The 23827-nt window shown below is 67.0% G+C and carries 22 protein-coding genes; 5 read left to right on the forward strand and 17 right to left on the reverse strand.

Going from position 1 to position 23827, the window contains the following annotated elements; translation table 11 throughout:
- Nucleotides 1–221: 221 nt before the first annotated feature.
- Together G8A07_RS16955 and G8A07_RS16960 are read left to right on the forward strand one after the other, a co-directional pair.
- Nucleotides 222–473 (forward strand): type B 50S ribosomal protein L31, encoded by a 252-nt coding sequence (locus G8A07_RS16955; RefSeq protein WP_195793198.1) that lies wholly within the window; start codon nt 222–224, stop codon nt 471–473.
- A gap of 127 nt (nt 474–600) precedes the next feature.
- Nucleotides 601–2259, forward strand: coding sequence for a hypothetical protein (locus G8A07_RS16960; RefSeq protein ID WP_195793199.1), 1659 nt, complete (start codon nt 601–603; stop codon nt 2257–2259).
- Between the two features lie 9 nt (nt 2260–2268).
- Here the strand turns inward: G8A07_RS16960 and phoR are convergent, their stop codons facing one another.
- The 7 genes from phoR to pstS form a co-directional block, all read right to left on the reverse strand.
- Nucleotides 2269–3636: a phosphate regulon sensor histidine kinase PhoR gene (gene phoR, locus G8A07_RS16965; protein ID WP_195793200.1), complete on the reverse strand. Its 1368-nt coding sequence runs from the start codon at nt 3634–3636 to the stop codon at nt 2269–2271.
- 38 nt (nt 3637–3674) lie between these two features.
- Nucleotides 3675–4379 carry a phosphate regulon transcriptional regulator PhoB gene (gene phoB / locus G8A07_RS16970; protein WP_195793201.1) on the reverse strand — a complete coding sequence of 235 codons (705 nt, stop codon included), beginning with the start codon at nt 4377–4379 and terminating at the stop codon, nt 3675–3677.
- Nucleotides 4380–4452: 73 nt separating this feature from the next.
- Complete coding sequence (gene phoU, locus G8A07_RS16975) at nt 4453–5160, reverse strand: phosphate signaling complex protein PhoU (protein ID WP_195793202.1); 708 nt, start codon at nt 5158–5160, stop codon at nt 4453–4455.
- A 16-nt stretch (nt 5161–5176) separates the two neighbouring features.
- Nucleotides 5177–5962 (reverse strand): phosphate ABC transporter ATP-binding protein PstB, encoded by a 786-nt coding sequence (gene pstB, locus G8A07_RS16980; RefSeq protein ID WP_195793203.1) that lies wholly within the window; start codon nt 5960–5962, stop codon nt 5177–5179.
- Nucleotides 5963–5984: 22 nt separating this feature from the next.
- Nucleotides 5985–6848, reverse strand: coding sequence for a phosphate ABC transporter permease PstA (pstA, locus tag G8A07_RS16985; RefSeq protein ID WP_195793204.1), 864 nt, complete (start codon nt 6846–6848; stop codon nt 5985–5987).
- The gene (gene pstC / locus G8A07_RS16990; RefSeq protein ID WP_249937368.1) at nt 6845–7789 is read right to left on the reverse strand and encodes a phosphate ABC transporter permease PstC; all 945 of its coding nucleotides are present in this window, start codon (nt 7787–7789) and stop codon (nt 6845–6847) included. The genes pstA and pstC overlap by 4 nt, the downstream gene beginning before the upstream one ends.
- 173 nt (nt 7790–7962) lie before the next feature.
- Nucleotides 7963–9003, reverse strand: a complete 1041-nt coding sequence (pstS, locus tag G8A07_RS16995) for a phosphate ABC transporter substrate-binding protein PstS (protein ID WP_195793205.1) — start codon at nt 9001–9003, stop codon at nt 7963–7965.
- Nucleotides 9004–9195: 192 nt separating this feature from the next.
- Between pstS and G8A07_RS17000 the strand changes: the two genes are divergently transcribed.
- Nucleotides 9196–9678 (forward strand): fasciclin domain-containing protein, encoded by a 483-nt coding sequence (locus G8A07_RS17000; RefSeq protein WP_195797816.1) that lies wholly within the window; start codon nt 9196–9198, stop codon nt 9676–9678.
- A gap of 94 nt (nt 9679–9772) precedes the next feature.
- Here G8A07_RS17000 and glmM read toward each other — a convergent pair whose 3' ends face one another.
- The 4 genes from glmM to G8A07_RS17020 all read right to left on the reverse strand — a co-directional run bounded on the left by glmM (nt 9773) and on the right by G8A07_RS17020 (nt 14768).
- Complete coding sequence (gene glmM / locus G8A07_RS17005) at nt 9773–11107, reverse strand: phosphoglucosamine mutase (protein WP_195793206.1); 1335 nt, start codon at nt 11105–11107, stop codon at nt 9773–9775.
- A gap of 22 nt (nt 11108–11129) precedes the next feature.
- Entirely contained in the window at nt 11130–11981 is an 852-nt protein-coding gene (gene folP / locus G8A07_RS17010; RefSeq protein WP_195793207.1) for a dihydropteroate synthase, read from the reverse strand.
- A gap of 68 nt (nt 11982–12049) precedes the next feature.
- Nucleotides 12050–13957: an ATP-dependent zinc metalloprotease FtsH gene (gene ftsH / locus G8A07_RS17015; RefSeq protein WP_195793208.1), complete on the reverse strand. Its 1908-nt coding sequence runs from the start codon at nt 13955–13957 to the stop codon at nt 12050–12052.
- A 142-nt stretch (nt 13958–14099) separates the two neighbouring features.
- Nucleotides 14100–14768 carry an RlmE family RNA methyltransferase gene (locus G8A07_RS17020; RefSeq protein ID WP_195793209.1) on the reverse strand — a complete coding sequence of 223 codons (669 nt, stop codon included), beginning with the start codon at nt 14766–14768 and terminating at the stop codon, nt 14100–14102.
- Nucleotides 14769–14788: 20 nt separating this feature from the next.
- On the opposite strand from G8A07_RS17020, the gene G8A07_RS17025 reads away from it, so the two are divergent.
- The gene (locus G8A07_RS17025; protein WP_195793210.1) at nt 14789–15262 is read left to right on the forward strand and encodes a YhbY family RNA-binding protein; all 474 of its coding nucleotides are present in this window, start codon (nt 14789–14791) and stop codon (nt 15260–15262) included.
- A 6-nt stretch (nt 15263–15268) separates the two neighbouring features.
- On the opposite strand, the gene G8A07_RS17030 is transcribed toward G8A07_RS17025, so the two are convergent.
- From G8A07_RS17030 to G8A07_RS17050, 5 genes are all read right to left on the reverse strand, one after another.
- On the reverse strand, nt 15269–15697 hold the full coding sequence (locus G8A07_RS17030; RefSeq protein ID WP_195793211.1) for a DUF4149 domain-containing protein: 429 nt from the start codon (nt 15695–15697) through the stop codon (nt 15269–15271).
- Between the two features lie 2 nt (nt 15698–15699).
- Nucleotides 15700–16176, reverse strand: a complete 477-nt coding sequence (greA, locus tag G8A07_RS17035; RefSeq protein WP_195793212.1) for a transcription elongation factor GreA — start codon at nt 16174–16176, stop codon at nt 15700–15702.
- Nucleotides 16177–16268: 92 nt separating this feature from the next.
- A complete protein-coding gene (carB, locus tag G8A07_RS17040; RefSeq protein WP_195793213.1) occupies nt 16269–19535 on the reverse strand; it encodes a carbamoyl-phosphate synthase large subunit in 3267 nt (1088 codons plus the stop codon).
- 14 nt (nt 19536–19549) lie between these two features.
- Nucleotides 19550–20710, reverse strand: a complete 1161-nt coding sequence (carA, locus tag G8A07_RS17045) for a glutamine-hydrolyzing carbamoyl-phosphate synthase small subunit (RefSeq protein WP_195793214.1) — start codon at nt 20708–20710, stop codon at nt 19550–19552.
- A 287-nt stretch (nt 20711–20997) separates the two neighbouring features.
- On the reverse strand, nt 20998–21402 hold the full coding sequence (locus G8A07_RS17050) for a heme-binding protein (protein WP_195793215.1): 405 nt from the start codon (nt 21400–21402) through the stop codon (nt 20998–21000).
- 201 nt (nt 21403–21603) lie between these two features.
- Here G8A07_RS17050 and G8A07_RS17055 point away from each other — a divergent pair, with 201 nt between their 5' ends.
- Nucleotides 21604–22299: a Bax inhibitor-1/YccA family protein gene (locus tag G8A07_RS17055; protein ID WP_195793216.1), complete on the forward strand. Its 696-nt coding sequence runs from the start codon at nt 21604–21606 to the stop codon at nt 22297–22299.
- 138 nt (nt 22300–22437) lie between these two features.
- On the opposite strand, the gene rlmD is transcribed toward G8A07_RS17055, so the two are convergent.
- Nucleotides 22438–23805, reverse strand: coding sequence for a 23S rRNA (uracil(1939)-C(5))-methyltransferase RlmD (gene rlmD / locus G8A07_RS17060; RefSeq protein WP_195793217.1), 1368 nt, complete (start codon nt 23803–23805; stop codon nt 22438–22440).
- Nucleotides 23806–23827: the final 22 nt, after the last annotated feature.

Here is a 23827-nt window from a genome sequence, read left to right on the forward strand (position 1 = left end):
AGCCAGGCGCCTGCGCGCCTGGCGACGCCCGACGAACGCCGGAGCGCGTCCCGCGCGCTGCGGCCGGGTTGAGACTGCAGGTCTTCACGAAGCCGCCGAAGCTCATGTTTCGGCGGCTTCGTCGTTTCAGGCTACAATCCACGTTTTTCCGCCGCCAGAAAGTGCGCGCGCATGGTGTGCGCGTGGCTCCCGGCATTGAACCCCACAGGCGAGAGGTTTCCATGAAAGAAGGCATTCACCCCAACTACCGCGACGTCGTGTTCGTGGACCAGTCCAACGGCTTCCAGTTCGTGACGCGTTCGACCGTCCAGACCAAGGAAAGCATCGAAATCGACGGCAAGACCCTGCCGCTGGTGAAGCTGGAAACCACGAGCGAATCGCACCCGTTCTACACCGGCACGCAGAAGAGCGTGGACAACCTCGGCGGTCGCGTCGAGAAGTTCCGCAACAAGTTCGCTCACCTCAAGAAGTAAGCGGACGGGCTGTGCGCCCCGCGGGCGGCCCCGGCCGCCCACCTCAACAAAAGGCAGCCTCGGCTGCCTTTTGTTTTGCCCGTCTTGCGGCATGATCCGGCCCACCGCATAAGAAGAATCCTCACGCGTGAACCTGCCCACCCCCGCCATCGTTCCCGAACGCGGCGCCCAGCGCCTGCCGCGCCTGGCTTTGCTGATGTTCTGCGCCGCCTATGTGCTCCCGGGCCTGTTCGGGCGCGATCCCTGGCGCAATGCGGACCTGACGGCCTTCGGCTACATGGCCAGCATGGCGCTGGGCCATGCGCCCTGGTGGCAGCCGGCGATCGCCGGCCTGCCGGCCGAGGGCGGCCTGCTGCCCTACTGGATCGGCGCGCTGGCGATCAAGGCCCTGCCCTTCCTCGACCCGGCGCTGGCCGCGCGCCTGCCCTTCGGCCTGGCGCTGGTGGGCGTGCTGGTGCTGGTCTGGTACAGCTGCTTCCACCTGGCTCGCACCGATGCGGCCCAGCCGGTCGCCTTCGCCTTCGGCGGCGAGGCCCATGCGATCGACTATGCCCGCGCGCTGGCCGACGGCGCGCTGCTGGCCCTGGTGGCCTCGCTGGGCCTTTTGCTGCTGGGCCATGAGACGACGCCGGAGCTGATGCAGCTGCTGGCCTGCACCCTGTTCCTCTACGGCCTGGCCGCCGCGCCCTACCGTGCGCTGAAATCGCGCGCGGCGGTGCTGCTGGCGCTGCCGGTGCTGGCCGCCAGCGGCGCGCCGGCGGTGGCGCTGGCGTTGGGCCTGGGCGGTGCGCTGCTGAGCCGCCAGTCGAGCTTCGATGCGGTACGCCGCCTGCTGCCCTGGGTGCTGACGGCCACGGTGCTGAGCGCGTTGAGCGCCTGGGCCTTCAAGGGCTGGGCCTGGCGCATCGGTTTCGACAGCTATCTGCAGGAGCCGCTGCGCGGCTTCAGCCTGCTGGCCTGGTTTTGCTGGCCGGCCTGGCCGCTGGCGCTGTGGACCCTGTGGCGCTGGCGCCGGCATTGGCAGCATCGCCATGTCAGCGTGCCGCTGCTGGGCGTCGCGGTGCCGCTGGCGACCGCCCTGCTGATGAACGCCTCGGATCGCGCGCTGCTGCTCGCGCTGCCGGCGCTGGCGGTGCTAGCCAGCTTCGCGCTGCCGACCCTGAGGCGCGGCGTCGCCGCGGCGATGGACTGGTTCGCGGTGTTCTTCTTCAGCGCCGGCGCGCTGTTCATCTGGATCTACTACGCGGCGATGCAGCTGGGCTGGCCAGCCAAGGCGCTGGCCAATGTGCGCAAGCTGGCCCAGGGCTTCGAGCCCAGCTTCCACCCGCTGGCGCTGGCCGTCGCACTGCTCGGCACCGTGGCTTGGCTGGGCCTGGTGCGCTGGCGCACCGCGCGCCATCAGCATGCCTTGTGGAAGAGCCTGGTGCTGCCGGCCGGTGGCGTGGCCCTGGTCTGGCTGTTGGGCCTGAGCCTGTGGCTGCCGGTGCTGGACTATGCGCGCAGCAACCGGCCGCTGGTCGAGCGGGTGCGGGTGCATCTGCCGGCCCAGCCGGACTGCCTGGCCGCGCCGGGCCAGCCGCTGTCGCTGCTGGCCGCGCTGGAATTCCAGGGCGGCTGGACGCTGGAGGCGCGCCAGCCGCTGACCAGCACGCGCTGCAGCTATGCGCTGCTGCAGAGCGAGCTGCAGGCCACACCGCAGATCCCCGCCGGCTGGAGCCTCGTCGGCACCGCACGCCGACCGACCGACCGGACCCAGCAGTACCTGGTGCTGCGCCGCGCGGACTGAGGAAGGGCCTCAGTCCCCGCCGCCGCTTTCGGGCATCGCCGCCTCGACGCCGACCTCGGCCTCGCCGTTGCGGCTGCGCACGCGCACCGCGGGCAGCAGCAGACGGAACTTCGAGCCCTTGCCCGGCTCGCTCTGGATCTGCAGCTCGCCGCCATGGCGCTGCACCACATGCTTGACGATGGACAGGCCCAGGCCGGTGCCGCCGGTCTCGCGCGAGCGGCTGCCATCGACTCGGTAGAAGCGCTCGGTCAGGCGTGGCAGATGCTCGCGGGCGATGCCGGGGCCGGTGTCGCTGACGCTCAGCTCGCCGCCACCATCGCCCAGGGCACGCCAGCCGACCTCGATCTCGCCGCCATCCGGCGTGTAGCGCACCGCATTGGTCACCAGATTGGCCACCGCGCTGAGCAGCTCGGCCTCGATGCCGGCCAGCTCGACCTGGGTGTCCTGCTGCACGCGGATGCGGTGCCGGCCGGCCGACAAGGCCTGCCCATCGGAGCCGACGCGCAGCAGCAGCGCATCCAGCGCCACCCAGCGGTCCGGTGCCGGCCGCGGGCTGCCCTCCAGGGTCGCCAGGGTCAGCAGGTCCGAGACCAGGCTCAGCATGCGCTGGGTCTGCTGGTCCATCAGGGTCAGGACCCGCTTGCGCTCGGCCTCGGTCAGCGGCAGGCTGCTCATCGTCTCGATGAAGCCGGTCAGCACCGTCAGCGGCGTGCGGATCTCGTGCGAGACATTGGCGACGAAGTCGCGTCGCATGCTCTCCGCGCGCTCGCGCTCGGTCACGTCCAGGCTCAGCACCAGGCGCATGCCCTCGCCATAGGCGCGCACGATCACCGACAGGGTGGCGCGCCCGCGCGCATTCGCCAGCAGCAGCGGCTCGGCGTACTGCCCCGCCTGCAGATAGCTGACGAAGGCCGGGTAGCGGACCAGATTGGTGATGCGCTGGCGCAGGTCGCGGATCGGGTCGAGCGAGAAATGATCGCCAGCGACGCGGTTGCACCAGACGATCTGGTCATGCTCATCCAGCATCAGCACGCCGTTCGGCGAGGCCTCGATCGCGGACAGGAACTGCTGCAGCTGCCCCTGCTCGCGCGCCAGCGCCTTGTCGCGCTCGCGAATCGCGCGCTCGATGCGGTAGCCCAGCTCGCCCCACAGGCCGCTGTCGCGCGGCGCCCCGCCCTGCTGGCTGCCGCGCAGCCATTGGATCAGGCGGTGGCCGCGCAGCGCATCGGCCAGCACCAGGGCACCGACGCCGCTGGCCGCGCCCAGCAGTTCGCCCAACATCGGGAGGCTGGACCAATTGCCGGCCCAACTGCCCACGAAGGTGCCCAGCGCGACCGCCAGAGCGGCGATCAGGAGGCGCGGCACCAGCCAGTTCAACGATTCAGCCACTCGCTCTAGAACCTCGGGTCAGGAACTCAGGCCGACAGCGTGCTGGCCTGCTGCTGGGTCAGCCGGTAGCCGGCCCCACGCACCGTCTCGATCATGCGCGCGCACTGCACCCGCTCCAGCGCCTCGCGCAGGCGCTTCACATGCACGTCCACCGTGCGTTCCTCGATGAACACATGGTCGCCCCAGACCCGGTCCAGCAGCTGCGAGCGGCTGTGCACGCGTTCCGGATGGGTCATGAAGAAATGCAGCAGGCGGAACTCGGTCGGGCCCAGCTTGACCTCGACGCCCTCGCGGCTGACGCGGCGCGTGCCCGGATCCAGGCTCAGGCCGCCGATCTCCACCACCGAGTCCAGCGCCTCGGGCGCCTTGCGGCGCAGCACCGCGCGGATGCGGGCCAGCAGCTCGTTGGTCGAGAAGGGCTTGGTCAGGTAGTCATCGGCGCCGGCGTCCAGGCCGGAGACCTTGTCGGTCTCGTCGGCGCGCGCGGTCAGCATGATGACCGGCAGCTCCTTGGTGCGCGGCTGGCTGCGCCATTGGCGCGCCAGCGCCAGGCCGGATTGGCCCGGCAGCATCCAGTCCAGCACCACCAGGTCCGGCAGCACGCGGTCCACTTCCAGCTGGGCCTGGTCCGAACTGCCGGCCAGGGTGACCTCGAAGCCGGCGTGGCGCAGATTGATGGAGATCAGCTCGGCGATCGCCGATTCGTCTTCCACCACAAGAATTCGACTCATTGTTTTGTACTCCTGTCGTTTTATGTGAGGCTCCGGCGGCCTCGCGGGCCTGGCCGCGAGGCGCGACCGCGGGCTACCTCACCATGGTCTCGACGGCTTCCGGCGTGTTGTGACGCACGTCCGTGCCCTTGACCACATAGATGATGGCCTCGGCCAGGTTTTTGGCATGGTCGCCGACGCGTTCAATCGCCTTGGCGACGAACACCAGGTCGATCGAGGTGGAGATGGTGCGCGGATCTTCCATCATGTAGGTGATCAGCTTGCGCAGCAGGCCGTCGAACTCCTTGTCGATCGCGTCGTCCTGCTTCAGCACCTCCAGCGCCTTCTCGACGTCCAGGCGCGCGAACGCGTCCAGCGCCTTGCGCAGCTGGGCCACGGCCAGGTCGGCCTCGAAGCTGAGGTCAGACATCGGCAGGCGCAGCCGGGTCGACATGCCCGAGTTGATCAGGCGCTGCACGGTGCGCGCCACGCGCGAGGCCTCGTCGCCGACGCGCTCCAGATTCGCGATGCTCTTGGAGATCGCGATCAGCAGGCGCAGGTCGCGCGCGGTCGGCTGGCGGCGCGCGATGATGCTGTGCAGGTCGCGGTCGATCTCGACCTCCATCGCATTGACGCGCTCCTCGGTCTGCAGCACCACGGTGGCCTGCTCGCCGCTGAACTGCACCAGGGCCTCGACGGCCTGGGCCACCTGGGACTCGACCAGGCCGCCCATCTCCAGCACGCGGGTGGAAATGCCGCTCAGCTCGGCATCGAATTGGGTGGAAAGATGCTTGTCGCTCATGGTTTTCTCCCCGCGATCAGCCGAAGCGGCCGGTGATGTAGTCTTCCGTGTCCTTGCGCTTGGGCTTCATGAACAGCTCGGCCGTGGGGCCGAACTCGATCAGGTCGCCCAGGTACATATAGGCGGTGTAGTCCGAGCAGCGCGCGGCCTGCTGCATGTTGTGGGTCACGATGGCCACGGTGTAGTCGCTCTTCAGCTCGTGGATCAGCTCCTCGATCTTGCCGGTCGAGATCGGGTCCAGCGCCGAGCAGGGTTCGTCGAGCAGCAGGACCTCGGGCTTGATCGCGATGCCGCGCGCGATGCACAGGCGTTGCTGCTGGCCGCCGGAGAGGCCGGAGCCGCTCTGGTTCAGCTTGTCCTTGACCTCGGTCCACAGCGCGGCCTTCTTGAGCGCCCATTCCACGCGCTCGTCCATCTCGACCCGCGGCAGGGTCTCGAACAGGCGCACGCCGAAGGCGATGTTGTCGTAGATCGACATCGGGAAGGGCGTCGGCTTCTGGAACACCATGCCGATCTTGGCGCGGATCAGCGAGACGTCCTCGCGGCTGGTCAGGATGTCGTTGCCGTCCAGCAGGATCTGACCTTCCGCGCGCTGCTCCGGGTAGAGCTCGAACATGCGGTTCAGCGTGCGCAGCAGGGTGGACTTGCCGCAGCCCGAGGGGCCGATGAAGGCGGTGACCTTCTTCTCGGGGATGTCCAGGTTGATGCTCTTCAGCGCGTGGAAGTTGCCGTAATAGAAGTTCAGGTTGCGCACCGAGAGCTTGGCCTTCTCGGTGACGGGCAGGTCGACTTTGGCGTCCATTTTGATTGGCCCTTTTCTTTGCTTAATGCTTGTTCTTGAACAGCACGCGCGCCAGGATGTTCAGCAGCAGCACGCCGATGGTGATGATGAAGACGCCCGCCCAGGCCAGCTTCTGCCAGTTCTCGTAGGGGCTCATCGCGAATTTGAAGATCGTGACCGGCAGGCTCGCCATCGGCTCGCCCAGCGACGCGGTCCAGAACTGGTTCGACAGCGCGGTGAACAGCAGCGGCGCGGTCTCGCCCGAGATGCGGGCCAGGGCCAGCAGGATGCCGGTCAGCACGCCGGCGCGGGCCGACTTCAGGGTCACCGACAGGATCACCTTCCACTTCGGCGTGCCCAGGGCGTAGGCGGCCTCGCGCAGCGCGTTCGGGATCAGCGACAGCATGTTCTCGGTGGTGCGGATCACCACCGGGATCACGATCAGCGCCAGCGCCAGGATGCCGGCGAAGCCCGAAAAACTCTTCATCTTCGCGACCACGACCGCGTAGATGAACAGGCCGACCACGATCGACGGGGCCGACAGCAGGATGTCGTTGATGAAGCGCACCACGCTGCCCAGCCAGCTCTTCTGGCCGTACTCGGCCAGGTAGACGCCGGCCAGCACGCCGACCGGCGTGCCGATGAAGGTGGCCAGGCCGACCATCAGGGCCGAGCCGAAGATGGCGTTGGCCAGGCCGCCGGTCTCGGCCAGCGGCGGTGGGGTCATCTCGGTGAAGGTGGCCAGGCTCAGGCCGCCGATGCCCAGACGCACCGTCTCGAACAGGATCCAGAGCAGCCAGAACACGCCGAAGGCCATCGCGGCCAGCGACAGGCTCAGCGCGATCTGATTGACGCGCTTGCGCTTGGCATGCATCGCCACGCGCCTCGTATCCAGGGTGGTGCTCATGCGCGCGCTCCCTCGTTCTTCTTCAGACGGTTCAGCAGCACCTTGGAGCAGGCCAGCACCACGAAGGTGATGAAGAACAGCACCAGGCCCAGGTAGATCAGCGAGGCCTGGTGTAGGCCTTCGCCGGCTTCCGCGAACTCGTTGGCCAGCGCCGAGGTGATGCTGTTGGCCGCCTCGAACACCGACAGGGAGTTCAGCTGGTTCATATTGCCAATCACGAAGGTGACCGCCATCGTCTCGCCCAGGGCGCGGCCCAGGCCCAGCATGATGCCGCCGACCACGCCGGTCTTGGTGTAGGGCAGCACCACCTTCCAGACCACCTCCCAGGTGGTGGAGCCCAGGCCGTAGGCCGATTCCTTCAGCATCGGCGGCGTGACCTCGAACACGTCACGCATCACCGAGGCGATGAAGGGAATGATCATGATGGCCAGGATGATGCCGGCCGACAGGATGCCGATGCCCACCGGCGGGCCCGACACCAGCGAACCCAGGAAGGGCACGCCGCCCAGCAGCGCCTGCAGCGGCTGCTGCACATAAGTGGCCAGGATGGGGCCGAACACCAGCAGGCCCCACATGCCGTAGACGATCGAGGGCACGGCCGCCAGCAGTTCCACCGCGATGCCCAGCGGGCGCTTCAGCCAGCCCGGGGCCAGTTCGGTCAGGAACAGCGCGATGCCGAAGCTCACCGGCACCGCGATCAGCAGCGCGATGAAGGAGGTCATCAGGGTGCCGTAGATCATCACCAGGCCGCCGAACTTCTCCTGCACCGGATCCCAGTCGCTGGTCCACAGAAAGGCGAGGCCGAAATGCTTGATCGCCGGCGCCGCGCCGACCAGCAGCGAGATGATGATGCCGACCAGCAGGGCCAGGGTCAGCCAGGCCGCGCCATGGGCCAGGAAGGAGAACAGGGTGTCGGCCCAGGGGGCGACCTTGCGGCGCACCGGCGGGCCGCCCTGCGGTTGGGCGCGGCCGGCGGTGCGGTCCGGTTCGTAGTTGTTGGCGGGGAGTATTGCGGCCACTGCGGGCTCCTCGGGATCGGGTCGCTGGATTCGACAACAGCCCGGCAGACTGTGGGAGGCTGCCGGGCTGCGGTTCGGGGTCGACGCTGGTCTTTTTACTTGTAGGCGATGGCCTTGCCGGCGCTGTCCTTCAGATTGTCCGCCCATTGCTTGCGGACCAGTTCCTTGACCGAGGCCGGCAGCGGCACATAGTCCAGGTCATCGGCCATCTTGTCGCCGGTGGCGTAGGCCCAGTCGAAGAACTTCAGCGAGGCGCTGGCAGCGGCCGGCTTCTCCTGCAGCTTGTGCATCATGATGTAGGTCGCTGCGGTGATGGGCCAGCTGTCCTTGCCGGGTTGCTCGGTCAGGATCTGGTAGAAGCTCTTGGTCCAGTCGGCACCGGCGGCGGCGGCCTTGAAGGCGTCGTCGCTGGGCGAGACGAAGTTGCCGGCCAGGTTCTTCAGCAGCACATGGGACATCTTGTTCTGCTTGGCGTAGGCGTACTCGACATAGCCGATCGAGTTCGGCAGGCGGGTCACGAAGGCCGACACGCCCTCATTACCCTTGCCGCCCGCGCCGGTCGGCCAGTTGACGGCCGTGCCTTCGCCGACCTTGGCCTTCCACTCGGGGTTGACCTTGGACAGATAGTTGGTGAAATTGAAGCTGGTGCCCGAACCGTCGGCGCGGCGCACCACGGCGATCGCGGCGTCCGGCAGCGCGACGCCGGGGTTCAGGCCGGTGATCGCGGCGTCGTTCCACTTGGTGATCTTGCCCAGGTAGATGTCGCCCAGTACCTGGCCGGTCATCTTGATCTGGCCCGGGGTGATGCCCTTGATGTTGACCACCGGCACCACGCCGCCGATCACGGTCGGGAACTGGATCAGGCCGTCCTTGGCCAGTTCGTCATCCTTCAGCGGCGCGTCCGAGGCGCCGAAGTCCACCGTCTTGGCCTTGATCTGGCGCATGCCGGCACCGGAGCCGACCGACTGGTAGTTGATGCGGGCGCCGGTGGCCTTGTTGTAGGCGTCGGCCCACTTGGCATAGACCGGAGCGGGGAAGGAGGCGCCGGCGCCGGTCACGTCCTGTGCCAGGGCCAGGGGAGCGGCGGCAACGCCGGCCGCGAGGACAAAACCCTTGCTCAGTTGCACGAAATTCATAGCAGCCCTATCGAAGTGCTTGGTTGACGATGGTCGCCATCCTATGAATCGAATATGACAAGCCCGTGACTCCCCAAGACATGGGTGCAGGCGGGCCTCGATATTGTCATATTGAGTTCACTGCTTTGTCACATGGCCTGCCTAGAGTCGCTGCCCAGGGCCCCTGCCCTGGACCGGAGACCTCAGATCATGATGAACCACACCACCCGCATCCTGGCCCTGGCGGCCATCGCCCTGGGCCTGGCCGCTTGCGCCAGCACGCCCGCCCCGGCCCCGCTGGCCGACACCCTGGGCCGCGATCCGCAGCTTGCCACCTTCAATCGCCTGGTCGAGCAGGCCGGCCTGAAGGACAGTCTGCGCGGCGCCGGCCCGCTGACCGTGTTCGCGCCCAGCGACGAGGCCTTCAAGGCCGTGCCGGCCAAGACCATGGAAGCCCTGGCCAAGGACCCGGCCCAGCTGAAGGCCGTGCTGAACTATCACATCGTGGCCGCCAAGCTGGCCTCGGCCGAGGTCAAGAACGGCAACGTCAAGAGCCTGCAGGGCGGCGACCTGGCCCTCTCGAAGGCCGGCAGCTTCGTCACCGTCGAGGACGCGATGGTGCAGGGCTCGGACATTGCCGCGACCAATGGCGTGGCCCATGTGATCGACCGGGTGCTGATGCCGCCGAAGAAGTAAGCGAGCGGGCCGGCTCTACGGCTGCAACTACCAATGCAAAAAGGCCACCGGCTCGCGCCGGTGGCCTTTGTCGTTACTGATGCTGAACGCCTGCTCAGGCCCGCACCGCGTCCACCAGGCGCTGCGCGCATTGCTGGGCCAGGGTTGCGTCGCTGGCCTCGACCATCACGCGCAGCAGCGGCTCGGTGCCGGAGGCGCGGATCAGCACCCGGCCCTTGCCGCCCAGGTCCGCCGTCACCTCGGCCTGTTCCTGCGCCAGGCGGGCATTGCCCTTCCAGTCCTGGCCCGGCTGCAGGCGCACATTGATCAGGGTCTGCGGGAACAGGTCCACGCCGGACAGCAGCTCGGACAGGCTCTTGCCGGTGCGGCAGATCGCCTGCAGCACCAGCAGCGCGCTGACGATGCCGTCGCCGGTCGTGTGCTTGTCCAACGCCAGCAGATGGCCGGAGCCCTCGCCGCCGAGCTGCCAGCCGCGCGCGGCCAGTTCCTCCAGCACATAGCGGTCACCGACCTTGGCGCGCACGAAATCGACGTCGCGCGCCTTCAGCGCCAGCTCGACCGCCATATTGGTCATCAGGGTGCCGACCGCGCCGGGTACACGCAGGCCCTGGTTCAGGCGGTCGGCCACCATCACATAGAGCAGCTCGTCGCCGTTGTAGAGGCGGCCCTGCGCATCGACCAGCAGCAGGCGGTCCGCATCGCCGTCCAGTGCCACGCCGTAGGCCGCGCCATGCTCCTTGACCGCGGCGATCAGCGCGGCCGGCGCGGTGGCGCCGACGCCGGCATTGATGTTGAAACCGTCCGGCTTGCAGCCGATCGCGATCACCTCGGCGCCCAGCTCGTGGAACACGTCCGGCGCCACATGGTAGGCCGCGCCATGGGCCGCATCGACGACGATCTTCAGGCCGCGCAGCGACAGGTCGGAGCCGAAGCTGTTCTTGCAGAACTCGATATAGCGGCCGCGCGCATCCTCGATGCGGCGCGCCCGGCCCAGGCTGGCGGAGTCGACCCAGGAGGGCGACTCTTCCAGCGCCTGCTCCACCGCCAGCTCCCAGGCGTCGGGCAGCTTCTCGCCCTTGGAGGAGAAGAACTTGATGCCGTTGTCGGCAAAGGGGTTGTGCGAGGCGCTGATCACCACGCCCAGCTGCTGGCGCAGCGCGCGGGTCAGGTAGGCGACGCCGGGCGTCGGCAACGGGCCGGTCAGCAGCACATTGACGCCGGCCGAGGCGAAGCCGGCCTCCAGCGAAGATTCCAGCATATAGCCGGAGATGCGCGTGTCCTTGCCGATCAGCACGCTGGGGCGGCCGGAGGATTCCTTGCGCAACACGCGGCCGACCGCATGACCCAGACGCAGCATGAAGTCCGGCGTGATCGGCGCCTGGCCGACGGTGCCGCGGATGCCATCGGTTCCGAAATAGGTACGGCTCATTGCGAGCAGCCTCCGTTTGTTCTCAATGCGCCGTATTGTCCGTCAGGCCGGGACCACCGGCCGCAGCCCAGACCTTCAGCGCGTCCACCGTTGCCGCGACATCGTGCACACGCAACACCCGCGCGCCCTGCGCGACCGCGGCCAACGCGGCCGCCAGGCTGGCCGGCAGGCGCTCGTCGACCGCGCGGCCGGTCAGTTCGCCCAGGCTGCGCTTGCGCGACCAGCCGACCAGCAGGGGGTAGCCGAGATCCAGCAGCTCGCGCTGGCGCCGCAGCAGGGCCCAATTCTGCTCGGCGGTCTTGGCAAAGCCATAGCCCGGATCCAGGGTGATGCGCGCCGCCGCGATACCGGCCGCGCGCGCCGCCGCGGCCCGCTCGGCCAGATGGGCCGCCACCTCGGGCACCAGGTCGCGATAGTCGGTCAGCCGCTGCATCGTGCCGGGCTCGCCGCGCATGTGCATCAGGCACACGCCGGTTTCGGCTTGCGCCGCCAGCAGTTCCAGCGCCCCCGGCGCCGTCAGCGCCTGCACATCGTTGACGATATCCACACCCAGGTCCAGCGCGTGGCGCATCACCTCGGTCCGGCGCGTGTCGACCGAGACCGGCACGCCCATGCTCAGCGCGGCGCGCAGCACCGGCGCGATGCGCTGCCATTCGGTCTCGGCATCGACCGGCGCGGAGCCGGGGCGGGTCGATTCGCCGCCGATGTCCAGAATGTCGACACCCTCGCCCAGCAGGCGCTCGCAATGGTCGATCGCGGCCGCGGCCTCGCCATGCCGGCCGCCGTCGGAGAAGGAGTCCGGCGTCGCATTGACGATGCCCATCACCCGCGGGCGGTCCAGGTCGATCGAGAAGCGCGTGGTCTGCCAATGCATGAGCGAACGAGCAAAAGGTAAAGAAATGAAAACGGGGCCTCGCGGCCCCGTTGCAATCACCAGCAGACTCAGGCCGCGGCCGGAGCGCCACCCGCGCTAACGGGCGGCAAGGCGCCATCGGCCTTGTTGCCACCGGAGGGTGGCGTCCAGTCCTTGGGCGGGCGCGGCGGCTTGCCGGCCATGATGTCGTCGATCTGCTCGGCGTCGATGGTTTCCCATTCGAGCAGCGCGGTCGCCATCACATGCATCTTGTCCTGGTTGTCCTCGATCAGCTTGCGGGCGATGCCGTACTGCTCGTCGATGATGCGACGGATCACCTCGTCGACCTTGCGCATCGTCTCTTCCGACATGCTGGTGGTCTTGGTCACCGAGCGGCCGAGGAAGACCTCGCCCTCGTTCTCGGCGTAGACCATCGGGCCCAGCTCGTCGGTCATGCCGTAGCGCGTGACCATGTCACGGGCGATCGCGGTGGCGCGTTCGAAATCGTTCGAGGCGCCGGTGGTCATCTGGTTCATGAACACCTCTTCCGCGATCCGGCCGCCGAACAGCACCGAGATGGTCGAGAGCATGCGCTCCTTGTCCATGCTGTAGCGGTCGCCTTCCGGCAGCTGCATCGTCACGCCCAGGGCGCGGCCGCGCGGGATCACGGTGACCTTGTGCACCGGATCGGTCTTGGGCATCAGGCGCGCCACCAGCGCATGGCCGGCCTCGTGATACGCGGTGTTCTTGCGCTCTTCCTCGGGCATGACCATGGACTTGCGCTCGGGGCCCATCATGATCTTGTCCTTGGCCTTCTCGAAGTCGATCATCTCGACCACGCGGCCATTGCGGCGTGCGGCAAAGAGAGCGGCCTCATTGACCAGGTTGGCCAGATCGGCACCGGAGAAGCCCGGGGTGCCGCGCGCCAGGATGTCGGCGCGGATGTCCTGGCCGACCGGCACCTTGCGCATGTGCACGTTCAGGATCTGCTCGCGGCCGCGCACGTCCGGCAGGGTCACATAGACCTGACGGTCGAAACGGCCCGGGCGCAGCAGCGCCGGGTCCAGGATGTCGGGACGGTTGGTCGCGGCCATCACGATGACGCCGAGATTGGTCTCGAAGCCGTCCATCTCGACCAGCATCTGGTTCAGGGTCTGCTCGCGCTCGTCATTGCCGCCGCCGAGGCCGGCGCCACGATGGCGACCCACCGCGTCGATTTCGTCGACGAAGATGATGCAAGGGGCGCTCTTCTTGGCCTGCTCGAACATGTCGCGCACGCGGGCCGCGCCGACGCCGACGAACATCTCGACGAAGTCGGAACCCGAGATCGAGAAGAACGGCACCTTGGCCTCGCCGGCGATGGCCTTGGCCAGCAGGGTCTTGCCGGTACCCGGAGGGCCGACCAGCAGCACGCCGCGCGGGATGCGGCCGCCCAGCTTCTGGAACTTCTGCGGGTCCTTCAGGAAATCGACCAGCTCCTTGACCTCTTCCTTGGCCTCGTCGCAACCGGCGACATCGGCGAAGGTGGTGGAGTTGTTAGCCTCGTCCAGCATGCGGGCCTTGGACTTGCCGAAGCTGAAGGCCCCGCCCTTGCCGCCGCCCTGCATCTGGCGCATGAAATAGACCCAGACACCGATCAGCAGCAGCATCGGGCCCCAGCTGACCAGCAGGCTCATCAGCAGCGAGGGCTCCTCGCGCTGCTTGACGTCGAACTTGACGCCGTTGTTGATCAGGTCGCCGACCAGACCGCGGTCCAGATAGGTCGCGGTGCTGCGCAGGCGCTTGTCGTCGTTCGTGACGGCGATGATCTCGGTGCCGCCATTACCCTCTTGCAGGGTGACCTGCTTGATGCGCTTGGCGCGGACTTCATCCAGGAATTCGGAGTAACCGATCTGGTTGCCCTGAGCCGCGCCCCGATCAAACTGCTTGAAAACGGTGAACAGCACGAGGGCTATCACCATCCAAACAGCTACTTTCGAGAACCACTGATTGTTCACCGCGACTCCTTTGATTCCATTCAGCTGTGCCGCTCCAACGGCGGCACTTGCACGGCATATGGGGTTGATTCTATTGCAGTCAAGAGCCCGGACCGATTGGCTTTCCCATACTCGGTCATAGAGATTGCCAAGGCTTACCGATTCACTTCAGGCCGATGCCGACCAGGAAGGTCTCCGAGGAGCGGTCCCGCGAGGCCTTGGGCTTGATCGGCTTGACCTTCTTGAAGGCCCCCTTGAAGGCCTCCACCAGCTGGGTATAGCCGCTGCCGTGGAAGACCTTGGCCACCAGGGCGCCCTCCGGCTTCAGGTGCTGGCGGGAGAAATCGATCGCTAATTCCACCAGGCCGGCGATGCGCGCCGCGTCCGAGCTCTCGATGCCCGACAGATTGGGCGCCATGTCCGAAACCACAAGGTCCACCGGCCGGCCGGCCAGCGCCGCCTCCAGCTGGTGCAGCACCGCCTCCTCCTGGAAGTCACCCTGGATGAACTGCACACCCTCGATCGGCTCGAATTCCAGCAGGTCCAGCGCGATGATGGTGCCGTTCAGCTCGCCCACCGCGGCGCCGCCGGTGCCCGCCGCCTTGGGCGCGAAGCGCCGCCGCAGGTACTGGCTCCAGGCGCCGGGCGCGGCGCCCAGGTCCACCACCACCTGCCCCGGCTTGACCAGGCGCAGCTCCTCGTCGATTTCCTTCAACTTGTAGGCGGCGCGGGCGCGATAGCCCTCTTTCTGCGCCAGCTTCACATAGGGATCGCTGACATGGTCATGCAGCCATGCCTTGTTGACCTTCTTGCTTTTTGTCTGAATTTTCATCTTGCACGGATAATACGCATATGCCCGCAATTCAACTGACCCCTGCCCAGCGCAAGGAAAAACGTGCCGACGCCCATCACCTCGACCCCGTGGTGATGGTCGGCGGCGACGGCCTGACCCCCGCCGTCACCAAGGAAATCGACGCCGCCCTGAAGGCCCATGGCCTGATCAAGGTGCGCGTGTTCTCGGACGACCGCGCCAACCGCGAGGGCATACTGCAGATCCTGGCCGACCAGCTCGACGCCGCCCCGATCCAGCACATCGGCAAGCTGCTGGTGCTGTGGCGTCCGATCCCCGAGAAGGAAAAGGCCGAGCGCGAGGATGCGCGCCCCGGCCCGCGCGTCGTCAAGATCGTCAAGTTCTCCAAGAACGGCAACGGCCGCCCGCAGATCAAGAAGCTCAATGTGCTGGGCAACCAGCGTGTCGCCCAGGGCGGCGAGATCAAGCGCGCCAAGAAGCGCCTGACCAGCGTCAAGAAGTCCGCGCGCGACTGAACTGGCTCAGGGCTTGGCGCTGCTGCGCCAGGCCAGCGCCAGCACCAGCAGGATCTTGAGGCCGAAGAAGGCGAACGAGATCGCATGCAGGGCGCCGAAAGACAGGCCGCCCTGCCCCGCCTTCGCCGCCGCCAGCATCGGCTGCAGCGCGTAGTAGCCCGCCACCGTGCAGAACATGGCGCCGGCCGGCAGCAGGAAATCCAGCGAGAAGGCCTTGCCGCCCAGATCGCGCGTCAGGCGCCGGGCCATCAGCATCAGGATCAACGCCAGCGCCAGGCTGGTGTTGGCCTCCAGCGCGAACAGGCGCGCCACATAGGCGCCGGCCTGCGCACGCTCCAGCACCGCAAAGGCATTGGGTGCCGCCGCGAAGGCCACACAAAGCAGAAAGCCGCCCCACAGGGCGGCCAGCAGCAGGCGCAGCCTCGCCATCATCATCGTCAGACGTAACGGACTTCGACGATCTCGTAGCGCTTGATGCCGCCCGGAGCCTGCACCTCGGCCACATCACCGGCTTCCTTGCCGATCAACGCGCGCGCGATCGGCGAGCTGATCGAGATCAGGCCCAGCTTCAGGTCGGCCTCGTCGTCGCCGACGATCTGGTAGGTCACCTCGTTGCCGCTGGCTTCCTCCTCCAGGTCGACCGTGGTGCCGAACACCACCCTGCCGCCAGCATCCAGCGCGCTCGGGTCGATCACCTGGGCGGTCGAGAGCTTGCTCTCGATCTCCAGGATGCGGCCCTCGATGAAGCCCTGCTTGTCCTTGGCCGCGTCGTACTCGGCATTCTCGGACAGGTCGCCCTGGGCGCGAGCCTCGGCGATGGCATTGATCACCGCATGGCGCTCGACCGTCTTCAGTCGATGCAGTTCTTCCTTCAGCTTTTCGGCGCCGCGCTTGGTCAGTGGAATCGTGGCCATGATGGTCTTGCTCTACAAATCTCTCACTCAAAATGAATCCGCCGCCGCCCAGGGTCAGCCCTGAGCCGCGGCGGATTGCGTTGCAGCGCAGTTTAGTTCAGTTCGGCGTGCAGCTCTTGTAAGGATTGCACCAATAAACCGTCCTGGTGCTTCATGCCCTCGACCGCGGCCTCGCAGCCGGCCATCGTGGTGTAGTAGGTCACCCGGTTGGCCAGCGCCGCCTGGCGGATGTGGCGGCTGTCGGCGATCGCGGTGCGGGTCTCATCCACGGTGGTGAACACCAGCTGGATCTCGCCGCCCTTGATCATGTCGACGATGTGCGGGCGGCCGTCCTTGACCTTGTTGACCACGCTCACCGGCACGCCGGCCTCGGCGATGCTGGCGGCCGTGCCCTTGGTCGCAACCACGCCGAAGCCCAGCGCATGCAGGTCCTTGGCCACCGCGATGGCGCGCGCCTTGTCGGCGTTCTTCACCGTGATCAGCACATTGCCCTGGCGCGGCAGGCGGCTGCCGGCGCCGAGCTGGCTCTTCAGCATCGCCTCGCCGAAGGTCTTGGCCGCGCCCATCACCTCGCCGGTCGAGCGCATCTCGGGGCTCAGGATCGGGTCGACGCCGGGGAACTTGTTGAAGGGGAAGACCGCCTCCTTGACGCTGTAGTACGGCGGCACCACCTCGCGCGGCACCTCGCCCTTGCGATCCTTCTGGTCCTTCAGTTTGACGCCGGCCATGCAGCGCGCGGCGATCTTGGCCAGCTGCTGGCCGGTCGCCTTGGACACATAGGGCACGGTGCGCGAAGCGCGCGGGTTCACCTCCAGCACATAGACGGTGCAGGCCGCGAGACCCTTCGTCACGTCGCCCTGGATCGCGAACTGCACGTTCATCAGGCCGATCACCTTCAGGGCCTTGGCCATCGCCGCGCTCTGGCGGCGCAACTCGTCCTGGATGTCCGCGGCCAGGGTGTAGGGCGGCAGCGAGCAGGCCGAGTCGCCGGAGTGGATGCCGGCCGCCTCGATATGCTCCATGATGCCGCCGATCATCACATCGGTGCCGTCGGAGATGCAGTCCACATCGACCTCGACCGCATCCTCCAGGAAGCGGTCCAGCAGCACCGGCGATTTCTCGCTGACGCGCACGGCCTCGCGCATATAGCGCTCCAGGTCCTTGTCGCCATGCACGATCTCCATCGCGCGGCCGCCCAGCACATAGCTCGGGCGTACCACCAGCGGATAGCCGATCTCGTTGGCCAGGGTGACGGCCTGCTCCTCGGTGCGCGCGGTGCGGTTCGGCGGCTGCTTCAGGCCCAGCTCATGCAGCAGCTTCTGGAAGCGCTCGCGGTCCTCGGCCACGTCGATCGAGTCCGGGCTGGTGCCGATGATGGGCACGCCGTTGGCCTCCAGGTCCAGCGCCAGCTTCAGCGGGGTCTGGCCGCCGTACTGCACGATCACGCCGACCGGCTTTTCCTTCGCGACGATCTCCAGCACGTCCTCCAGGGTCACCGGCTCGAAGTAGAGGCGGTCGCTGGTGTCGTAGTCGGTCGAGACGGTCTCGGGATTGCAGTTGACCATGATGGTCTCGTAGCCGTCCTCGCGCATCGCCAGCGCGGCATGCACGCAGCAATAGTCGAACTCGATGCCCTGGCCGATCCGGTTCGGGCCGCCGCCCAGCACCATGATCTTCTTCTTGGTCGTAGGCTCGGCCTCGCACTCCTCGTCATAGGTGGAGTACATGTAGGCCGTCTCGGTCGCGAACTCGGCCGCGCAGGTGTCGACCCGCTTGTAGACCGGGCGCACACCCTGGGCATGGCGCGCCTTGCGCACCTCATGCTGGTTGGTGCCCAGCAGCTTGGCTAGGCGCTTGTCCGAGAAGCCCTTCTTCTTCAGCAGGCGCAGCTCGTCGGTCGACAGCGACGCCAGCGTGCGCCCCTTCAGCGAGGCCTCGATCTTCACGATCTGCTCGATCTGGGCCAGGAACCAGGGGTCGATGGCGGTCTCTTCGAACACCTCTTGCAGGCTCATGCCCAGACGGAAGGCGTCGCCGACGAAGAGGATGCGCTCCGGGCCGGGCTCGCCGATCTCCTGCACGATCTCCTCGCGATCGGTCGAGCGCTCGCTCAGGCCGTCGATGCCGGTCTCCAGGCCGCGCAGGGCCTTCTGGAACGATTCCTGGAAGCTGCGGCCCATCGCCATCACCTCGCCGACCGACTTCATCTGCGTGGTCAGGCGCGAATCGGCCATCGGGAACTTCTCGAAGGCGAAGCGCGGGATCTTGGTGACGACATAGTCGATCGAGGGCTCGAAGGACGCCGGGGTCACGCCGCCGGTGATGTCGTTGCGCAGCTCGTCCAGGGTGTAGCCCACCGCCAGCTTGGCCGCGATCTTGGCGATCGGGAAGCCGGTGGCCTTGGAGGCCAGCGCCGAGGAGCGCGAGACGCGCGGGTTCATCTCGATGACGACCATGCGGCCGTCCTCGGGATTGATCGAGAACTGCACATTGGAGCCGCCGGTATCCACGCCGATCTCGCGCAGGATCGCGATCGAGGCGTTGCGCAGCAGCTGGTATTCCTTGTCGGTCAGGGTCTGCGCCGGGGCCACGGTGATCGAGTCACCGGTATGCACGCCCATCGGGTCCAGATTCTCGATCGAGCAGACGATGATGCAGTTGTCCGCCTTGTCGCGGACCACTTCCATCTCGTATTCCTTCCAGCCGATCAGCGATTCCTCGATCAGCAGCTCGTTGGTCGGCGACAGGTCCAGACCGCGCTTGCAGATCTCCTCGAATTCCTCGGGGTTGTAGGCGATGCCGCCGCCGGTGCCGCCCAGCGTGAAGCTGGGGCGGATCACCATCGGGAAGCCGGTGCCACCGATCTCGTCCTTGATCTTCTTCTGGACGGCCAGCGCCTCTTCCATCGAATGCGCGATGCCGGACTTGGCCGAGCCCAGGCCGATCTTGGTCATCGCGTCCTTGAACTTCAGGCGGTCCTCGGCCTTCTCGATCGCGTGCTCGTTGGCGCCGATCATCTCGACCTTGTACTTGTCCAGCACGCCATGGCGGTGCAGGTCCAGCGCGCAGTTCAGCGCGGTCTGGCCGCCCATGGTCGGCAGGATCGCGTCCGGGCGCTCCTTGGCGATGATCTTCTCGACCACCTGCCAGGTGATCGGCTCGATATAGGTGACGTCCGCGGTGTCCGGGTCCGTCATGATGGTCGCCGGGTTGCTGTTGACCAGGATGACCTTGTAGCCCTCCTCGCGCAGGGCCTTGCAGGCCTGGGCGCCTGAGTAGTCGAACTCGCAGGCCTGGCCGATGATGATCGGGCCGGCGCCGATGATCAGGATGCTCTTGATGTCGGTACGTTTTGCCATGTCTTCTTACTCCATCAGGCCTTGGTCATCAGACCGATGAAGCGGTCGAACAGGTAGGAAATATCGTGCGGGCCGGGGCTGGCTTCCGGGTGCCCCTGGAAGCAGAAGGCCGGCTTGTCGGTGCGGGCCAGGCCCTGCAGGGTGCCGTCGAACAGGCTGATGTGCGTCGCGCGCAGGTTCGCTGGCAGCGACTCGGCATCGACCGCGAAGCCGTGGTTCTGGCTGGTGATCGAGACGCGGCCGTTGTCCAGGTCCTTGACCGGATGGTTCGCGCCATGGTGGCCGAACTTCATCTTGAAGGTCTTGGCGCCCGAGGCCAGGGCCATGATCTGATGCCCCAGGCAGATGCCGAAGGTCGGGATGCCGGCCTCGATCAGCTGCGCGGCGGCCTTGATCGCGTAGTCGCAGGGCTCCGGATCGCCGGGGCCGTTGGACAGGAACACGCCGTCCGGCTCCAGGTCGAACACCGCGCTGGCCGGGGTCTGCGCCGGCACCACGGTGATCCGGCAGCCGCGCGAGGCCAGCATGCGCAGGATGTTGCTCTTGACGCCGAAGTCATAGGCCACGACGTGGAACTTCGGGGCCGTCTGCTCGCCATAGCCCTTGCCCAGCACCCACTCGGTCTGGGTCCAGCTCTGCTTCTCGCTGCGGCTCACCACCTTGGCCAGGTCCAGGCCGGCCATGCTGGGCGCGGCCTTGGCCTTCGCGATCGCGTCGGCGATATGCGCGTCGGTGATCCGCTCGCCGGCGGCCAGCGCCAGGATGCAGCCGTTCTGCGCGCCGGTGGTGCGCAGCACGCGGGTCAGGCGGCGGGTGTCGATGTCGGCAATCGCCACCGTGCCCTCGTCGCGCAGGTACTGCACCAAGGTGCGGCTCTTGCGGAAGTTGGAATCAAGGATCGGAGGCTCCTTGATGATCAGACCGGCGGCATGGATCTTCGAGGCCTCGATGTCCTCCTCGTTGACGCCGTAATTGCCGATATGCGGATACGTCAGGGTGACGATCTGCCGGCAGTAGCTCGGGTCGGTGAGGATTTCCTGGTAGCCGGTCAGCGCGGTGTTGAACACCACTTCGCCGACCGTGTGGCCGGCAGCGCCGATGGCGCTGCCTTTGAAGACCGTGCCGTCTGCCAGGGCGAGGATCGCTGGGGGAAAGGAAAGCAGATCGGGCAGCACGGGAAACTCCGTTTATTGTGCGCGCGCCCAGCTCTGCTCCGTGACACGACCTGGGGTCGCTGAAGCCTGAGTCCGGTGGGGGAAACGGGTGGAGTTTCGCTAGGAGCGGTGGGTTGCGGGTAAACCTGCTGAGTATAACCGCCCGAGGGTTACCACCGGGGTTCTTTGCGCAAAAAAGAGTGAGTCGCCGGCGGCGGCTAGTCGTTGCACCCGGCCAGACCGCGCGGGACGCGGCCTGGCCTTCGCCGGGCGTCGGACAAGGCGCAGGCCTTGTCCTTGGTCCTGGCTCAGCCCAAGGCCGCGATGCCGGCGCGGGCGATCTGGGCGTCTTCGCTGGACTTGACGCCGCTGACGCCGACCGCGCCGACGCAGACGCCGTCGACCAGCACCGGCACGCCGCCTTCCAGCAGGCCGTTCAGGCCGGGCGCGCTCAGGAAGGACACGCGGCCCTGGTTGATCATGTCCTCGTAGATCTTCGACTCGCGGCGACCCAGCGCGGCGGTGTGCGCCTTGGCCGGCGCGATCTGCGCGGAGATCGGGGCGGCGCCGTCCAGGCGCTGCAGCCACAACAGATGGCCGCCGTCGTCGACGATGGCGATGCTGACGGCCCAGCCGTGGCTGGTGGCCTCGGCTTCGGCAGCGGCGGCGATGCGCTTGACGTCATCCAGGGTCAGGTAGGCTTTTTGTTTCATGGTGAGATCGCTTGAAAATGACGGTAACAGCCCCACTTTAGCCTCTGCGGACTGGCGGATTGCCCCATATCCAGGCAAAACTGTCCGTACAGGGCCTGCTAGCGCTACGGCAGCGGCCTACTGCCGTAGCGCTAGCAGGCCCTAGAATGCTCGCACGGGCGGCGGCCGTTTCGGCAAGCACCCAACCTGATGGAGGAACTGATGAACGAAAGCCTGCAAACCCAATACGGCGGTGCCTATGGCTCCGGCCTGACGGTTGACCGCCAGCGCGTGCTGCGCAACACCTACTGGCTGTTGGCCCTGTCGATGGTGCCTACCGTGCTCGGCGCCTGGCTGGGTGTGGCCACCGGCATCATGGCCTCGATGGGCATGGGCATGAGCATGATCGTGTTCTTCGTCGGCGCCTTCGGCCTGATGTTCCTGGTCGAGAAGACCAAGAACAGCAGCACCGGCGTGATTGCCCTGCTCGCCTTCACCTTCTTCATGGGCCTGATGCTGTCGCGCCTGATCGGCGCGATCCTGGGCTTCAAGAACGGTGCCAGCCTGATCATGATGGCCTTCGGCGGCACCGGCGCGATCTTCTTCGCGATGGCCAGCCTGGCCACCGTGATCAAGCGTGACCTGTCCAGCATGGGCAAGTTCCTGTTCGTCGGCGCCATCATCCTGCTGGTGGCCGGCATCGCGAACGTGTTCCTGCAGTCCTCGGCCCTGATGCTGACCATCATGGTGCTGGCGATGGCCGTGTTCTCCGCCTTCATGCTGTACGACATCAAGCGCGTGCTGGACGGCGGCGAGACCAACTACATCAGCGCCACCCTGGCGATCTACCTGGACATCTACAACGTGTTCCAGAGCCTGCTGTCGCTGCTGGGCATCTTTGGCGGAGAAAGGGACTAACACCCCCTACCGGCTGCGCCGGCCCCCTCAAGGGGGCGAGCATGACGGCCCGGCAAAGCCGGATCCGCACGCTCCGCGCGATGAAGCGCCGGCTGCGCGGCGCATAAGAGAAAGGGCCTTACGGCCCTTTCTTCATTTTCAGCGCTCGAACACCGCGATGCTCTCTACATGCGCCGTGTGCGGGAACATGTTCACCGCGCTGGCCGCGGTGCAGCGGTAGCCGGCCACATTGACCAGCAGGCCCGCGTCGCGTGCCAGGGTGGCCGGATTGCAGGACACATAAACGATGCGCTTTGGCGGCGTCCAGCCCGGCGCCAGCTCGGGGTTCTCGGCAATGTCGGCCACGGCCTTGGCCAGCGCGAAGGCCCCCTCGCGCGGCGGGTCGACCAGCCATTTGTCGGCCACGCCATCGGCCGCCAGCAGCTCCGGCGTCATCTCGAACAGATTGCGCGCGACGAAGCGCGTCGTCGCATCCAGCCCGTTGCGCTTGGCGTTCTCGCGCGAGCGCTGCACCAGGGCCTCGCTGCCCTCGATGCCTAGCACCTCGCGCGCCTGCGTCGCCAGCGGCAGGGTGAAGTTGCCCAGGCCGCAGAACCAGTCGATCACCCGCTCATGCTTTTGCACCTGCAGCAGGCGCAGCGCGCGCCCGACCAGCACCGTGTTGATGTGCGGATTCACCTGGGTGAAGTCGGTCGGCTTGAAGGGCATCACGACGCCGAATTCGGGCAGCGTGTAGGCCAGTTCCGGCCCGCCCTCGTCCAGCAGCTGCACGGTATCCGGCCCCTTGGGCTGCAGCCACCATTGCACGCCCGGATAGAACTGCGCGAACTCGCGCAACTTGGCCTTGTCCTCGTCCGGCAGCGGGTTCAGATGGCGCAGCACCAGTGCGATCACGGTGCCGCTGCCGTTGTCGCCCATCGCCAGCTCGATCTGCGGCAGACGGTCCCGCTCGGCCATGCTGGCGATCAACAGGCGCAGCGGCATCAGCAGGTCGCTGACGGACTTCGGCACCACCTTGCAGACCTGCATGTCGGCCACATAGCGGCTCTTGCGCTCGTGGAAGCCGATCAGCACCACGCCCTTCTTCGCCACATAGCGCACCGAGAAGCGCGCGCGATAGCGGTAGCCCCAGGTCGGACCCTCGATCGGGCGCAACAGGGTCTCGGGCTTGACCTTGCCAAGGTGCCAGAGGTTGTCCTCGACCACGCGCTGCTTCACCGCCACCTGGGCGCCGGCATGCAGATGCTGCATCTTGCAGCCGCCGCAGGCGCCGGCATGCAGGCCGAAATGCGGGCAGCCGGGCGTCACGCGCTGCGAGCTCTCGCGGCGCAGCGCCACCAGCGCGCCCTGCTCCCAGTTGTTCTTCTTGCGGCCGACTGTGACCTGCACCTCTTCACCGGGCAGCGCCCCATCGATGAAAACGACCTTGCCTTCGCTGTTGTGGGCCACGCCCTGGGCTTCCAGGTCGAGCGACTCGACCTTCAGCCATTCGTTCTGTTGCGTCATGGGCCGGATTATGTCTTCGGCC

Source organism: Roseateles sp. DAIF2 (assembly GCF_015624425.1).
GTDB lineage: Bacteria > Pseudomonadota > Gammaproteobacteria > Burkholderiales > Burkholderiaceae_C > Kinneretia.

Bases quoted from the DNA above. Each gene is read 5' to 3' on its own strand.
- G8A07_RS17030 (WP_195793211.1), bottom strand. From the start codon at position 15,697: ATGATGATGGCGAGGCTGCGCCTGCTGCTGGCCGCCCTGTGGGGCGGC.
- G8A07_RS17050 (WP_195793215.1), bottom strand. From the start codon at position 21,402: ATGAAACAAAAAGCCTACCTGACCCTGGATGACGTCAAGCGCATCGCC.
- G8A07_RS17055 (WP_195793216.1), top strand. From the start codon at position 21,604: ATGAACGAAAGCCTGCAAACCCAATACGGCGGTGCCTATGGCTCCGGC.
- glmM (WP_195793206.1), bottom strand. From the start codon at position 11,107: ATGAGCCGTACCTATTTCGGAACCGATGGCATCCGCGGCACCGTCGGC.
- pstB (WP_195793203.1), bottom strand. From the start codon at position 5,962: ATGGACGCCAAAGTCGACCTGCCCGTCACCGAGAAGGCCAAGCTCTCG.
- phoB (WP_195793201.1), bottom strand. From the start codon at position 4,379: ATGAGTCGAATTCTTGTGGTGGAAGACGAATCGGCGATCGCCGAGCTG.
- G8A07_RS17020 (WP_195793209.1), bottom strand. From the start codon at position 14,768: ATGAAAATTCAGACAAAAAGCAAGAAGGTCAACAAGGCATGGCTGCAT.
- greA (WP_195793212.1), bottom strand. From the start codon at position 16,176: ATGGCCACGATTCCACTGACCAAGCGCGGCGCCGAAAAGCTGAAGGAA.
- rlmD (WP_195793217.1), bottom strand. From the start codon at position 23,805: ATGACGCAACAGAACGAATGGCTGAAGGTCGAGTCGCTCGACCTGGAA.
- G8A07_RS17000 (WP_195797816.1), top strand. From the start codon at position 9,196: ATGAACCACACCACCCGCATCCTGGCCCTGGCGGCCATCGCCCTGGGC.
- G8A07_RS17025 (WP_195793210.1), top strand. From the start codon at position 14,789: ATGCCCGCAATTCAACTGACCCCTGCCCAGCGCAAGGAAAAACGTGCC.
- pstA (WP_195793204.1), bottom strand. From the start codon at position 6,848: ATGAGCACCACCCTGGATACGAGGCGCGTGGCGATGCATGCCAAGCGC.
- folP (WP_195793207.1), bottom strand. From the start codon at position 11,981: ATGCATTGGCAGACCACGCGCTTCTCGATCGACCTGGACCGCCCGCGG.
- phoU (WP_195793202.1), bottom strand. From the start codon at position 5,160: ATGAGCGACAAGCATCTTTCCACCCAATTCGATGCCGAGCTGAGCGGC.
- G8A07_RS16955 (WP_195793198.1), top strand. From the start codon at position 222: ATGAAAGAAGGCATTCACCCCAACTACCGCGACGTCGTGTTCGTGGAC.
- carB (WP_195793213.1), bottom strand. From the start codon at position 19,535: ATGGCAAAACGTACCGACATCAAGAGCATCCTGATCATCGGCGCCGGC.
- pstS (WP_195793205.1), bottom strand. From the start codon at position 9,003: ATGAATTTCGTGCAACTGAGCAAGGGTTTTGTCCTCGCGGCCGGCGTT.